Annotated in this window: 11 protein-coding genes and 1 pseudogene; 6 read left to right on the top strand and 6 right to left on the bottom strand. The window is 70.8% G+C overall.

The annotated features are described in order from the left end of the window. Positions 1-108 precede the first annotated feature (108 nt). Positions 109-1365, bottom strand: a complete 1257-nt coding sequence (gene urtA, locus QF030_RS36750; RefSeq protein ID WP_307166879.1) for an urea ABC transporter substrate-binding protein — start codon at positions 1363-1365, stop codon at positions 109-111. Positions 1366-1626: 261 nt separating this feature from the next. Here urtA and QF030_RS36745 point away from each other — a divergent pair, with 261 nt between their 5' ends. Further along, the gene (locus tag QF030_RS36745) at positions 1627-2103 is read left to right on the top strand and encodes a MarR family winged helix-turn-helix transcriptional regulator (RefSeq protein WP_307166878.1); all 477 of its coding nucleotides are present in this window, start codon (positions 1627-1629) and stop codon (positions 2101-2103) included. Here QF030_RS36745 and QF030_RS36740 read toward each other — a convergent pair. The 5 genes and pseudogenes from QF030_RS36740 to QF030_RS36720 form a co-directional block, all read right to left on the bottom strand. Beyond that, positions 2060-3175: a substrate-binding domain-containing protein gene (locus QF030_RS36740; protein ID WP_307166877.1), complete on the bottom strand. Its 1116-nt coding sequence runs from the start codon at positions 3173-3175 to the stop codon at positions 2060-2062. The two genes, QF030_RS36745 and QF030_RS36740, sit on opposite strands and share 44 nt — an antisense overlap. A gap of 298 nt (positions 3176-3473) precedes the next feature. Continuing rightward, positions 3474-5114 (bottom strand): phosphoglucomutase (alpha-D-glucose-1,6-bisphosphate-dependent), encoded by a 1641-nt coding sequence (gene pgm / locus QF030_RS36735; RefSeq protein ID WP_307166876.1) that lies wholly within the window; start codon positions 5112-5114, stop codon positions 3474-3476. A gap of 100 nt (positions 5115-5214) precedes the next feature. Continuing rightward, positions 5215-5391: a hypothetical protein gene (locus QF030_RS36730; RefSeq protein ID WP_020126694.1), complete on the bottom strand. Its 177-nt coding sequence runs from the start codon at positions 5389-5391 to the stop codon at positions 5215-5217. A gap of 152 nt (positions 5392-5543) precedes the next feature. Further along, positions 5544-5809: pseudogene (locus QF030_RS36725) on the bottom strand (iron chelate uptake ABC transporter family permease subunit); the annotation flags it as partial. Positions 5810-5954: 145 nt separating this feature from the next. Further along, positions 5955-6794 carry a GntR family transcriptional regulator gene (locus QF030_RS36720; RefSeq protein WP_307166875.1) on the bottom strand — a complete coding sequence of 280 codons (840 nt, stop codon included), beginning with the start codon at positions 6792-6794 and terminating at the stop codon, positions 5955-5957. 283 nt (positions 6795-7077) lie between these two features. On the opposite strand from QF030_RS36720, the gene QF030_RS36715 reads away from it, so the two are divergent. The 5 genes from QF030_RS36715 to QF030_RS36695 are packed head-to-tail and all read left to right on the top strand — an operon-like array spanning position 7078 to position 13309. Then, entirely contained in the window at positions 7078-8346 is a 1269-nt protein-coding gene (locus QF030_RS36715; protein WP_307166874.1) for an extracellular solute-binding protein, read from the top strand. A gap of 33 nt (positions 8347-8379) precedes the next feature. Further along, positions 8380-9369: a carbohydrate ABC transporter permease gene (locus QF030_RS36710; protein WP_307166873.1), complete on the top strand. Its 990-nt coding sequence runs from the start codon at positions 8380-8382 to the stop codon at positions 9367-9369. Next, positions 9366-10259, top strand: coding sequence for a carbohydrate ABC transporter permease (locus QF030_RS36705; RefSeq protein WP_307166872.1), 894 nt, complete (start codon positions 9366-9368; stop codon positions 10257-10259). Before QF030_RS36710 ends, QF030_RS36705 begins: the two co-directional genes overlap by 4 nt. Before the next feature lie 42 nt (positions 10260-10301). Continuing rightward, positions 10302-11834 (top strand): beta-N-acetylhexosaminidase, encoded by a 1533-nt coding sequence (locus QF030_RS36700; protein WP_307166871.1) that lies wholly within the window; start codon positions 10302-10304, stop codon positions 11832-11834. A 44-nt stretch (positions 11835-11878) separates the two neighbouring features. After that, a complete protein-coding gene (locus QF030_RS36695; protein ID WP_307166869.1) occupies positions 11879-13309 on the top strand; it encodes a cellulose binding domain-containing protein in 1431 nt (476 codons plus the stop codon). Positions 13310-13668 lie beyond the last annotated feature (359 nt).

The raw sequence follows: 13668 nt of genomic DNA, 5'->3' as shown, positions 1-13668 counted from the left end.
GGGCCAAGACGGGTCGGAGGCCAGGAACGGCCGGGCGACCAGGACCGGCCGAGAGCCAAGACCGGCCGGGCCATCAGGACCGGCATAGGGCCAGGACCCGCCGGGCGATCAGGACAGGCCGGAGGCCCAGTCGTAGCCCTTGAGGTACGGGTCCGGCTTGATCGGGCCGCCCGAGTTCCAGACCTCGGTGATCAGGCCGTCCGCGCCGACCTTGCCGATCCGGGCCGTCTTGTAGACGTGCTGGCTCGCGCCGTCGACGGTGACCTTGCCCTCGGGGGCGTCGAAGGTGATGCCGTCCGAGGCCGCCTTGACCTTGGCGACGTCGAAGGAGCCGGCTTTCTCGACCATCGCCTTCCACAGGTACACGGAGGTGTAGGCGGCCTCCATCGGGTCGCTGGTCGGCTTGTCCTTGCCGTACTCGGCCTGATAGGCCGCCACGAACGTGGTGTTGGCCGCGCCGGGCGTCGTCTCGTAGTAGTTCCACGCGGTCAGCTGGTCCTGGAGGTACTGGGTGCCGATGCTCTTCACCTCTTCCTCGGCGATGGAGACCGACAGCACCGGCATGCTCTTCGCGGTCAGCCCGGAGGACTTGTACTCCTTGAAGAAGGCCACGTTGCTGTCACCGTTGAGGGTGTTGAACACGGCGTCCGCGCCGGAGTCCTTGACCTTGTTGACGATGGTGCCGAATTCCGTGGAGCCGAGCGGCGCGTAGTCCTCGCCGACCACCGTCATTCCCTTGGCCTTCGCGTAGGCCTTGATGATTTTGTTGGCGGTGCGCGGGAACACATAGTCGCTGCCGACCAGGTAGAGCTTGGTCAGGCCCTGCTTCTTGAGATAGTCGAGGGCCGGAACGATCTGCTGGTTGGTGGTCGCGCCGATGTAGAAAATGTACGGCGACTCCTCCAGACCCTCGTACTGCACGGGGTAGAACAGCGGTGACTTGTACCGCTCGAAGACCGGTTTGACGGCCTTTCGGCTGGCCGAGGTCCAGCAGCCGAAGGTGGCGGCGACCTTGTCGTCCTTGATGAGCGCCTCGGCCTTCTCCGCGAAGGTGGGCCAGTCGGAGGCGCCGTCCTGACTGACGGCCCTGAGCTTCTTGCCGAGCACGCCGCCGGACGCGTTGATCTCCTTGATGGCGAGCAACAGCGCGTTGTGCACGGTGACTTCGCTGATGGCCATCGTGCCCGACAGGGAGTTCAGCAGACCGACCCCGACCGTACTGCCGGAGGTGTCGGCGGAGGCGCCGGCCGCGTCCGCCGAGGATCCTTCACCCGTCTTGGCGCCACAGGCGCTGAGGGCGGCGGAGGCGCCGACCGCCGAAATACCGGCCAGCAGGCCACGCCTGCTGATTCTGAGCCCGGACATACAAAACCTCCATGCCCCGAAGGGCGTTGCGAAGCGAGCGGAACGACTCTGGGGAGGAAGGGGACACAACGCGCTTCGGTGGCGCGGCGTTGGCGCACAGCCTGCGAGTAAACTGTTTCCGTCGCGTTTCCGCGCAATTGATGAACAGTTTCTGCTGGAAGCAAGGAAGCGGGCTTCGATACTTCCTGGGGAAAGGACCTTTTGCGGTAGGCTCACGCCCAATCCCGCACGGGGAACCAGGGCTTCGGGCAAAGGAGTGCGATGGCGAGGCGGCCCCAGGAACTGCTGCGTCTGCTGACCCGGGCCGAGCGCCTCGCCACCCGCCGACTCCGGTTCGTGCTGGCGGGGTTCGACTGCTCGGTGGAAGCGTGGTGGGTGCTGGACCTGCTCTCGGACGGACAGGGACACCCCATGACGGCCCTCGCCGACCACGCCTTCATGCCCGCGCCGAGCGCCACCAGGCTGATCGACCAACTCGTCGACCAGAACCTGGTGTTCCGCAGAATCGACCCCGCCGACCGGCGCCGCGTCCTGGCCTACCTCACCCCACGGGGCCTGGAGCGCCGGCGGCAGCTGGTCCGCGCGGTGCGGGACGACCGGGCGGAGTGGGAGCCGCTGCTGGGGGAAGAGCGGGGCGAACGGCTGGAAGGCCTGCTGGACCGGCTGGCGGACGTGCTCGAGGACGGAAGCGGTGCTACGACAACTCGTGCGGAGCCCGCAGTTGAGCGAGGACGTTGAAGTCGAGGCCGTCCGCCTGCGCCAGGTAGATGCGCTGGCGCACATGTCGGCCCTCCAGGCCGAGCAGACCCCTCGGGCCCTCGTACGAGACGGTGTCGGAGGCGGCTCCGACGGCGTTCACGTCCAGGGTGCGGGCCCGTTCGAAGAGCGCCGCCAGCAGCAGCACACCCTCGTAGCAGGACTCCCCGAGACTGCCCGGGGTCGGGGCCGCCACCCCGAAGCGGTCGGCGTAGCGTCCCTGGAAGTCCAGGGTGTTCTGGTCGGCGAGCGAGGCGAAGAAGCCGGCCGTGCTGAAGAGGTCGACGGTGGCCTCCGGGCCGCTGCCCAGCAGCATGTTCTCGTCCATCAGGGTGCTCAGCCGGAGACAGCGCCGGTCGAGCCCGGCGGCGGCGAAAGCCCGGTTGAAGCGGATCGCGTCGCTGCCGACCAGCAGCATCAGTACGGCGTCGGTGTCGGCCCGCTCGATCCGGCCCAGCACGTCGTGGAAGTCGTCGGCGCCCAGCGGGAGGTACGCCTCACCGCACACCCTGCCGCGGGAGTCGCGTGCGTAGCGGCGGGCGGCCCGGGCAGTGCGCCGGGGCCAGACGTAGTCGTTGCCGACCACGAACCAGCGGCGCACGCCCCGGGCCTCGGTGAGCAGGCGCATGGCGGGCAGCAGCTGCCAGGCGGGGGTCTCGCTGGTCAGGTAGACGCCGTCGGTGCGCTCGCCGCCCTCGTACAGCGCGGTGTAGACGTACGGCACCCGGTGCGCGATCCGCGGGGCCATCGCCTGCCGCACCGAGGAGATGTGCCAGCCGGTGACCCCCTGCACCGCCCCGGTGGCCACCAGGGCCTCCACCTCCGCCGCGACCTGCTGCGGTTCGGCGCCTCCGTCGACCTCGATGAGCCGCAGCTCCTTGCCGAGCACTCCGCCGCTCTTGTTGATCTCCTCCGCGGCCAGCCGGGCGCAGGCCTCGCAGGCCGGTCCGAACACCCCGGCGGGCCCCTGCATCGGATACACGAGGGCGACGTTCAGGGTGGAGTCGTCGACCGTGAACCACTCGTGGGTGCGGAGACGGACGGGCCGGTGCATGGCCTCATGATTGCCGCACCGCCCCCGTGGCCCAAGCGGCGGAACGGATCGAGACCATTCATACACCTGCGGGCCGACGCGGACGCACGTCACCGCGGCGCACGTCACCGCTCGGCGGGTCCGGCCTCCCGGCCCAGGCCGAGCGGCTCGGCCGCGTGGGTGACGCGGACGACGCCGTCGGCCTGCTGCTCCCCGTCGCCGTACGGCGACCTGCTCCCCGTCGCCCCGTACGGGCGGCGACCTGCTCCCCGTCGCCCCGTACGGGCGGCGACCTGGAGGCCCGTCCGTCCCGGGCGGCTCAGCCGCCCAGCGCGGCGTCGACCACGTCCTTGGCCTCCTCCTGGACCCGGCGGAGGTGATCGGGGCCGAGGAAGGACTCGGCGTAGATCTTGTAGACGTCCTCGGTGCCCGAGGGGCGGGCCGCGAACCAGGCGTTGGCGGTGGTCACCTTGATGCCGCCGATGGACGCGCCGTTGCCCGGGGCTTCGGTGAGCACGCCGGTGACCGGCTCCCCGGCCAGGGTGTCGGCGGTGACCTGGGCGGGCGAGAGCCTGCCGAGCAGTGCCTTCTCCTCACGGGTGGCCGGGGCGTCGATGCGCGCGTAGGCGGGCGAGCCGAAGCGGTCCGTCAGGGCGGCGTAGTGCTCGGACGGGGTCTTCCCGGTGACCGCCGTGATCTCGGAGGCCAGCAGCGCCAGGATGAGGCCGTCCTTGTCCGTGGTCCAGACGGAGCCGTCGCGGCGCAGGAAGGAGGCGCCGGCCGACTCCTCCCCGCCGAAACCGAGCGAACCGCCGACCAGCCCGTCCACGAACCACTTGAAGCCGACGGGCACCTCGACGAGGCGGCGTCCGAGGTCGGCGGCCACCCGGTCGATCATCGAGGACGACACGAGCGTCTTGCCGACCCCCGCGTCGGCCGGCCACTGCTCCCGGTGCGCGTAGAGGTAGGCGATGGCGGCGGCCAGGTAGTGGTTGGGGTTCATCAGGCCGGCGTCCGGCGTGACGATGCCGTGCCGGTCGGCGTCGGCGTCGTTGCCCGTGGCGATCCGGAAGCGGTCGCGCTGGTCGATCAGCGAGGCCATCGCGTACGGCGACGAGCAGTCCATACGGATCTTGCCGTCCCAGTCGAGCGTCATGAAACGCCAGGTCGGGTCGGTGAGCGGGTTGACGACCGTGAGGTCGAGCCGGTGCTGTTCGGCGATCCGGCCCCAGTACGCGACGGACGCCCCGCCCAGCGGGTCGGCGCCGATGCGGACACCCGCGGCGCGGATCGCGTCCAGGTCGAGGACGCTCGGGAGATCGGCGACGTACGTGCCGAGGAAGTCGTAACGCCCGGTCGTGGGCGCGGCGAGAGCCCGGGTGTAGGGGACGCGCCGTACGTCCTTCAGGCCGGAGGCGATGATCTCGTTCGCCCGGTCCTGGATCCAGGAGGTGGCGTCGGAGCCGGCGGGGCCGCCGCTCGGCGGGTTGTACTTGAAGCCGCCGTCGGCGGGCGGATTGTGCGACGGCGTGACGACCACGCCGTCGGCGAGGGCGGCGGTACGGCCTCGGTTGTGGGTGAGGATGGCGTGGGAGACGGCGGGCGTCGGCGTGTAGCCGTCGGCGCTGTCGACGAGCACCGTCACTCCGTTGGCCGCGAACACCTCCAGGGCGGTGACCCGGGCGGGCTCGGACAGGGCGTGGCTGTCGGCGCCGAGGAAAAGGGGGCCGTCGGTGCCCTGGGCGGTCCGGTACTCGCAGATGGCCTGGCTGGTCGCGGCGATGTGGTCCTCGTTGAACGCCGTGTTCAGCGACGATCCCCGGTGCCCCGAGGTGCCGAACGCCACGCGCTGCCCCGGGTCGTCCGGGTCGGGGTGCAGCGCGTAGTACGCCGTGACCAGCCGGGCGACGTCGACGAGATCCTCGGGGCCGGCCTTCGTGCCCGCTCGCTCGTGCTGCATGTGCCCGCTCCTCCACATCGGTCGATCATGGCTTGCGCCTTCCATCTTCCCTTGTGGGGGCGGTGGTCCGCGAGTACGGGTCGGTTTCCGCCGGGAGCGCTCAGCGCCGGCGGCCGCGCACCGACCAGCCGCTGCCGATGCCCGCGACGTGGAGGGCGAGCACGGTCAGGCCGAGGAGCATGAGGTTGGTGGAGGTGAAGGTGTCGTTGGTGGAGATCTCCGCCGCGTTGATCAGGAAGGCGATGAAGAACAGCACTGCCGAGATGATGGCGAGCAAGGGGTCCGTCCCTTCGGGGGTGTCGGCTCGTTCGGGGGTGTCGCTCGTGCGGTGTCGTCGGTCTTTCCGGTTCGTTGCTCAGCGGATGCCCCCGACCGGGCCGTGAACACCATGAATTCGGCCCCGGGGGACGGAGCGCCGGGTCGGCGCTGCCGTCGGCCGCGTATCAGCAGCCGGAGGAAGCACGGTGCGCCGATCACCGCCGCCATCAGGCCGGCGCCCAGCTGGGCGGGGCGATGACCGTGCGGCCCAGCAGGTCGGCCGTGCAGACCGGCGCGGCGCCGAGCAGCACGGCGGCCGGCACCACCCGGACGTGTCCTCGGCCCACCAGGGCGCGGGCCGCGTGCGGCGCCGCCAGGCCGACGAAGCCGATGGTGCCGGTCGAGGCGACAGCCGTGGCGCTGAGCAGCACGCTCACCCGGCGACGGCGGTCCCGCGGTGCCGGGCAACCCGCTCGGCCGGTCCGCCGCGACGTCGGATCCCGTGCGCCGGAACGGCGCAGCGGCTGCGGGCGGTGCGGAACGCCCGTGCCGCTCCGGCCGGGGCTTCGGGGCCGCGGTGGATCACGGTGCCGACTGGATGTCCCCGCGTGTGGAGGACGCGATGGTGTCACGGTGGGCGAAGTCGCCCGGGGGGATGCCGGGGTGGTGTCCGAGCCGGGCCGCCGGCACTGCGGCGGAGGGACCGAGGGTGAGCCGGGAGACGATGCGGTAACGGTCGCCGCGGTAGATCGAGTGGACGTACTCGACGGGCTGACCGGTGGTGTCCGAGGTGAGCCGCTCGAAGAGCAGCGCCGGGGACAACTCGGGCACGTCGAGCAGTTCGGCCTCGGCCCGGGTGACGACGGTCGGCTCGATCGCCTGTACGGCTTCCTGGACGTGCACGCCGTGCTGTTCGCGCAGATGCTCGTAGAGGTCGCCGGTCTCCAGTTCGGCGGCCGACAGGCTGGGGACCAGGTCGGCCCTGATGTGCAGATGCTCGATGGCCATCGGGGCGCCGTCGACCAGGCGCAGTCGCGCCACGTACACGATCTCGGCGGCGGGTGAGACACGCAGCCTGCGGCCCACGCGCGCGCCCGCCGGGATGGTGGTGAACTCCAGCAGGCGGCTCGACCAGGTCCCGGAGGCCTGGGGCACGGTCATGGCCTGCCGGCCGGAGATCAGTTCCTGGGTGATCTTCTCCGGCGCCACGAACATGCCGCGGCCGTGCTCCCGCACCAGCAGACCCGCGGCGACGAGCTCGTCGGCCGCGGCTCGCAGGGTCGGCCGGGAGACCCCCAGCCGGGCGCACAGGGAACGCTCGGAGGGGATGGCGTCCCCCGGGCGCTGTGACTCGACGAGGTCGAGGAGGAAGTCGCGCACTCTCTCCCGTTTCAGCACCGCACCTGGCGCGTCGGCCTTCATGTCGCACTCCCTACCTGTACGGATCCCCGGTCGTCGAGTTGACCCCACCGAGTTGACCACTTGACCAGTGGTCATCCTCCACCGCCCTCACGGCCAGGGGAAGTGTAGCCGCCATCGATCCGTGATCACCCAGCCGTCGGCGTCCATGCGCGCCAAAACCTCTGTGCACGCAGGGGGTTGACGGCCTAATTGGTCTATGCCACCTTCATCCCCACATCAAGAGTGAGCTGTCCAGTGGTCCTCACTGGTCAGGTGGTCAGGTCATGTCCTCCAGAGGTGAACCGTGAAGCTCCACTTGTCCGCCGGTGTGTGCGTGCTCGTGATGACGGCCGGGCTGAGCGCCTGCAGCAGTTCCTCCGGCGCTTCCGACGACGAGCCCGGTGGGAGTACCACCATCGACGTCTGGCTGATGCGCGACAGCGTGTCGGCCCAGTTCCAGAAGGACTTCGTCCAGGGCTTCGAGACCGCGCACCCCGACATCGAGGTCAGGGTGCAGATCCAGGAGTGGGACGGCATCGGCGAGAAGGTCACGGCAGCCCTCGCCAGCAACGACGCACCGGACGTCATCGAGACCGGAAACACCCAGGTGGCCCAGTTCGCGCAGAGCGGGGGCCTGCTGGACCTCAGCGACAAGGTCGACGAACTCGGCGGGAGGAACTGGCTCAAGGGCCTCGCCGAGCCGGGCGCCTACGAAGGCAAGCAGTACGGCATCCCCTACTACGCCGCCAACCGGGTCGTCGTCTACCGGACCGACCTGTTCGAGAAGGCGGGTGTCGACGCGGCCGCGATCAAGACCCGCGACCAGTGGATCGCCGCCACCGGGAAGCTCGACACCGGCGGCACTCAGGGCATCTACCTGCCCGGCCAGAACTGGTACACCCTCTCGGGCTTCGTATGGGACGAGGGAGGCGACCTCGCCACCGAGTCCGGCGGCAGGTGGAAGGGCGCCCTGGACTCCCCCGAGGCGATCCGCGGCATGAAGTTCTACGAGAAGCTCCAAGCCCTCGGCAGGGGGCCCAAGGACTCCGACGAGGCCAACCCGCCGCAGGCGGACGTCATGGCCAAGGGAAAGGTCGCCCAGGTCATCTCGACTCCCGGCGGCGCCAATGTCGTCATCCAGAACAATCCCGCGCTGAAGGGCAAGCTCGGCTTCTTCCCGATCCCGGGGAAGACCGCCGACAGGCCGGGAGCGGTCTTCACCGGCGGCTCCGATCTCGTCATCCCGACGGCCTCCGCCAAGCAGGACGCGGCCTACACCTTCATCAGGGAACTCACCGGCGACACCTGGCAGAAGAAGCTCGCCGTCGCCATGAGCTACGTCCCGAACAAGACGACGCTGGCGGACGCGGTGGCCGCCGACCCGGGCGCCTCGGCCATGGCGGCCGGCGCCGCCGAAGGCCGCGCCACGCCCAACACGCCCGGCTGGGCCGCGGTCGAGGCCAAGAACCCGATCAAGGCCTACATGACGGCCGTGCTGACCGGTGGCGACGCCCAGAAGGAAGCCGCCACCGCGTCCGAAGCCATCACCGAGGCACTCAACTCCGGCTCCTGAACCCGTCGGCCACGCACCGCAAGGAGGAGCGCCGTGACGGCCGTCCGAGAGCAGACCGCCCCCCGCCCCCCACTCGGCACCGGACCGCCCCGGCGCTCCGCCGGGCCGAAGACTCGTCGCCCGTCGAACCCCACGGGCCGTGGGGTCTGGCCCTACGCCCTGATCGCGCCCGCCGTCCTCGGCATGCTGTATCTGCTCGTCTACCCCCTGGCCCGCGCCGTGGTGATCTCGCTCCAGGACTTCGGCCTGCGCCAGCTCATCGTGGGCGACGCGCGTTTCGTCGGACTCGACAACTACGCGACGCTGCTCGGCGACAGCCGCTTCTGGGAGGTCGTGCGGCGCACGTTCCTCTTCATGACGGTCAGCGTCACGTTGATCATGGTGTTGTCCACGCTGGTCGCGCTCATGACCGAGCGGCTCGGCCGGTTCGGGCGGACAGCGGTGCTCAGCGCGCTCGTACTGACCTGGGCCATGCCGGTCATCGCGGCGACCACCGTCTTCCAGTGGCTGTTCCACTCGGAGTTCGGCATCGTCAACGCGCTGCTGACCGACCTGGGGTTCGGATCCTTCCACCGCTACCCCTGGTTCGCGCACGGTCCGGCCGCCTTCGTCATCGTGGTCGCCCTCGTCGTCTGGCAGTCCGTGCCCTTCGCGGCGATCACCGTGTACTCGGCCCTCACCACCGTGCCGGCCGAGCTGTACGAGTCGGCGCGGCTCGACGGGGCGTCGGGACCGCGCATCTTCCGCTCCATCACGCTCCCCGTCGTCCGGCCGATCTTCCTGCTCGTGTTCTCGCTCGAGGTGATCTGGACCTTCAAGGCGTTCGTCCAGATCTGGGTGATGACCAACGGCGGGCCCGGCGACGCGACCACGATCCTGCCCGTCTACGCGGTACAGACCGCCCTGTCGAGCCAGCGCTACGACCTGGGTTCGGCGGCCTCCATGGTCACCGTCGTGCTGATGTCCGGCGTGCTCGTCCTCTACTTCCGCCAGATGCTCCGTCAGGAGGACGAACCCGTATGAGCGCGACCCGTCCCAGCCCCCGGACCCGGCCCCTGACCGGCACCCGCACTCGCTCCGGCACCGGTGCACGCACCGGCCGCACCACCCTGAACGCCGCCGCGGTCGTCACGGTCGTGGTCTGTCTGTTCCCGGTCTACTGGATGGTCGCCACCGCCTTCACACCCACCCGCGACATCCAGTCCGACAGCCCCCGGCTCTTCCCCGGGACCTGGACACTCGACCACTTCCGCACCGCCGTCGGCGCCGACGGCTTCGGCCTGTTCTGGCGCAACAGCGTCCTCGTCACGCTGAGCGCCGTCCTGCTCGCCCTCGCCATCGCGCTCGGCGCCGCCTACGCGGTCGCCCGGATGAGGTGGAAGGGGCGCCGGCAGTTCATGCTCATGATCTTCATAGCCCAGATGGCGCCCTGGGAGTCACTGATCATCCCGGTCTACATCATCTCCCGGGACACCGACATGCTCGACCGGCTGCCGACCCTGACCCTCGTCTACTTCATGATGACGCTGCCCTTCACCGTCATCGTCCTGCGCGGCTTCATCGGCACGATCCCCCCGGAGCTGGAGGAGGCCGCCCAGGTCGACGGCTGCACCCGGCCCGGCGCGTTCCGCCACATCGCGCTCCCGCTGCTGGCACCGGGTCTGATGGCCACGTCGCTGTTCGGGTACATCACCGCCTGGAACGAGTTCACGTACGCCAACTTCCTGATCATCAAGCAGCAGGACAACCGCACCCTGCCCGTGTGGCTGTCCTCGTTCCAGAACGTCTTCGGCACCGACTGGGGCGCCACCATGGCCGCCTCGACCCTCTTCGCCGCCCCGGCCCTCGTGGTGTTCCTGCTGCTCCAGCGGCACGTCACCGCCGGCTTCGCGGCAGGCGCGGTCAAGGGCTGACCGCACACCCCGACCCCACGCGACCCGTTCCGGAGACGCCCCATGCCCGCACCCCGGTCCGTGCTCACCCTCGTCCCCCGCCCCACGAAGGCCGTGCTCCGGCCGGGGCACTTCACGCTCGGCACCGACACCGCACTGCGCGTCGGCCCGGGCGCCGGACCGGCCGCGAAGCTGCTGCGCACCCTGCTCGCGCCCGCCACCGGGCTGTCCCTGCCCCCGTCCCCCGACGGACGGTTCGCCCTGGTGCTCGACGCCGGTCTCGGCGGTCTCGGCGAAGAGGGGTACGGGCTGACCATCGCCCCGCGGGCCGTGCTGCTGCGCGCCGCGCACCTCACCGGACTGCTGCGCGGCATCCAGACGATCCGTCAGCTGCTGCCGGCACCGGCCCTGTCACCGACCCCGCAGCGCGGTACGCGGTGGCTGCTGCCGTGCGTCGAGATCACCGACGTCCCGCGGCACGCGTGGCGCGGCGCGATGCTGGACGTGGCACGCCACTTCCAGCCCGTCTCCTACCTGCGCCGGTACGTCGACCTGCTGGCACTGCACAAGATCAGCGTGTTCCATCTGCATCTCACCGACGACCAGGGCTGGCGCATGCCGGTCGCCGCCCTGCCCAAGCTCACCGAGATCGGCGGCCACCGCGCCGAGTCCCAGAAGGGCCCGGCCGGAAGCGACGCGTACGACGGCATCCCGCACGGTGGGGCGTACACGCGCGCCGAACTCACCGGCCTGGTCCGGTACGCGGCGGCTCGCGGCGTCACCGTCGTGCCGGAGACGGAGATGCCCGGGCACGTACGCGCCGCTCTCGCCGCCTACCCGGCACTGGGCAACCGCCCGGAACGCACCCTCGACGTCTGGACGCGCTGGGGTGTGTGCGACACCGTCCTCGGTGTCCACGACGAGGTCCTCGACTTCTGCCGCACCGTCCTCGACGAGGTCATGGACGTCTTTCCCTCTCCGTACATCCACGTCGGCGGCGAGGAATGCCCCACCACCGAATGGACGCGCAGTGCCGCCGCACGCGAGCGGGCGGCGGCGGAGGGCCTGCCGGGCCCCGAGGCCCTGCACGGCTGGTTCCTCGGACGGATCGGCGACTTCCTCGTCCGGCACGGACGCCGCCCGGTCGGCTGGGCCGAGACCGGCACCGAACTGCCTCTGGACTTCACGGTGATGACCTGGCGCGATCCGTCCCACACCCTGGCGGCGGCCCTCCGCGGCCACCCCGTGATCAGTGCGTACCACCGGGCCACCTACCTCGACTACGCCCAGTCCGACGGCCCGCACGAGCCCCCGGCCCAGCCCGGAGCCGTCGTCGATCTGCGCGCCGTGCACGCCCACGATCCCGTGCCCCGGGCCGCGGACGCCGAAGCGGCCGGGCGGGTGCTCGGCGTCCAGGCCCAGCTCTGGACGGAGTTCGTCACGACGCCCGCCCGCGTCGAACACCTCACCTATCCGCGGCTGTGCGCCCTCGCGGACCGCGGCTGGAGCGGCGCCACCGACTGGGCCGACTTCCGTTCCCGCCTCGACGCCCACACGGACCGGCTCGACGCGCTCGGCGTCCAGTACCACCCCTGACCCGTCCCGTTCCGGGAATCACCCCGCCTCTCTGGAAAGGAACCATGATGAGATTCGCGAAGAAGCGGCTGCGCGCCACCGCCTGCACCGCCGTCGCGGTGGCCATGGGCGCCGCCGCGCTCACCGCGCTCCCCGCCACCGCGAGCGCAGCCGCCGCCGGGCTGAGCGTCCAGTACCGGACGAGCGCCCCCGGAGCCCGCGCCGACCAGGCCGAGCCCTGGTTCAAGGTGAAGAACACCGGCACCGCGAGCGCGCAGTTGAGCGCTGTCAAGGTCCGCTACTACTTCAAGGCCGACTCGTCGAGCGCCACCTACCGGTTCGCGTGTTCCTGGGCGGTCAAGGGCTGCGCCAACGTCACCGGCACCTTCGGCACGCTCGCCGTCCCGACCGCCACGGCCGACCGCTACCTCGAGATCGGTTTCACCTCCGGAGCCGGCTCTCTCGCACCGGGCGCCGACACCGGCGACCTCCAGCTGCGCTTCTACCAGTCGACGTGGGCGCCGCTGAACCAGAGCGACGACTACTCCTTCGACGCTTCCCGGACGTCGTACGGCGACTGGTCCAAGGTCACGGCGCAACTGGCCGGGACCACGCTGTGGGGCCAGGCCCCCGGGGGCAACGGGCCGACGGACCCGCCCACCGACCCGCCCACCGATCCTCCGGCCGACGCCGCCACGTTGTTCGACGACTTCGACTACAGCGGCCACACCGACCCCCGGATCCCGGCGCACGGCTGGACCGTGCGCGCCGAGTCCGGTGGCCCCGGAGTGCCCGGCGCCACCTGGGCTCCCGAGAACGTCACCTTCTCCACCGTGGGCGGCAACTCCCTCATGAATCTGGAGACCTCCACCGCGGGCACCGGGGCGAGCACCGAGCAGACGGAGGTGCTCACCCGGGCGAGGAAGTTCAGGAACGGCACCTACGCGGCCCGCGTCAGGTTCAACGACGCGCCCAGGTACGGCCCGGACGGCGACCATCTCGTCCAGACGTTCTTCACCATCAACGACCTCACGGCGCCGATGGCGGACGACTACGCCGAGTACGACTTCGAGTACCTGCCCAACGGCGGCTGGGGGGAGCCGTCGAACATCCTCTACACGACGTCCTGGGAGACCTACCAGGCCGAACCCTGGGTGGCGGTCAACCAGCACACCGAGGCCCGTCAGACCTTCGGCGGCTGGCACGACCTGGTGCTGACCATCGACAACAGCTCCATCAAGTACTACGTCGACGGACAGCTCTTCGGCACCCACGACGCCGCGTACCTGCCGGAGCGGCCGATGTCGATCAACTTCAACCAGTGGCTGATCGACCTCGCGGGACAGACCGGCACCACCGCTCGCGCGTACGACCAGCAGGTCGACTACGTCCTGCACGTCAAGGACCAGGTCCTCACGCCGGCGCAGGTCGCCGCCGAGGTGGCGGCGTTCCGCGGCGCGGGCACCACGTTCCAGGACACCGTCCCCGGCAGCTGACGCCGGGGGCGGATGACGGGGGGCAGGAGTGGCGACCGCGCACCGGTGGACCGGTGCGCGGTCCGCCGTCCTTGGTTCCCGCCGGGCAGGGGATCGGTGCCGGATGCCACCGCCGTGCAACCGTGCCGCCGGTGGACGACCTGTCGGGCAACGGCCCGTGCGCCGCAGGTGACGGTCCGCTGCCCGCCGAACGCACACCCCTGCGCCGGACGGTGCTTCACGGCCCGCGGGACGGCCCGCGCGGTCGTGTCCGCGGCCCGCGCCGGTCCCGCGCTCGCCGACGCGCTCGCGTTGCCGAAAGCGCCCCTGTAACCGAGAGAGGCCGAGGTCACAGGGGGGAAGCGGTCAAGGTCACAGCC

Source organism: Streptomyces rishiriensis (genome assembly GCF_030815485.1).
Classification (GTDB): Bacteria; Actinomycetota; Actinomycetes; order Streptomycetales; family Streptomycetaceae; genus Streptomyces; species Streptomyces rishiriensis_A.
Note: the sequence above shows the minus strand (reverse complement) of the source record. Positions and strands in the feature narration are given on the sequence as shown.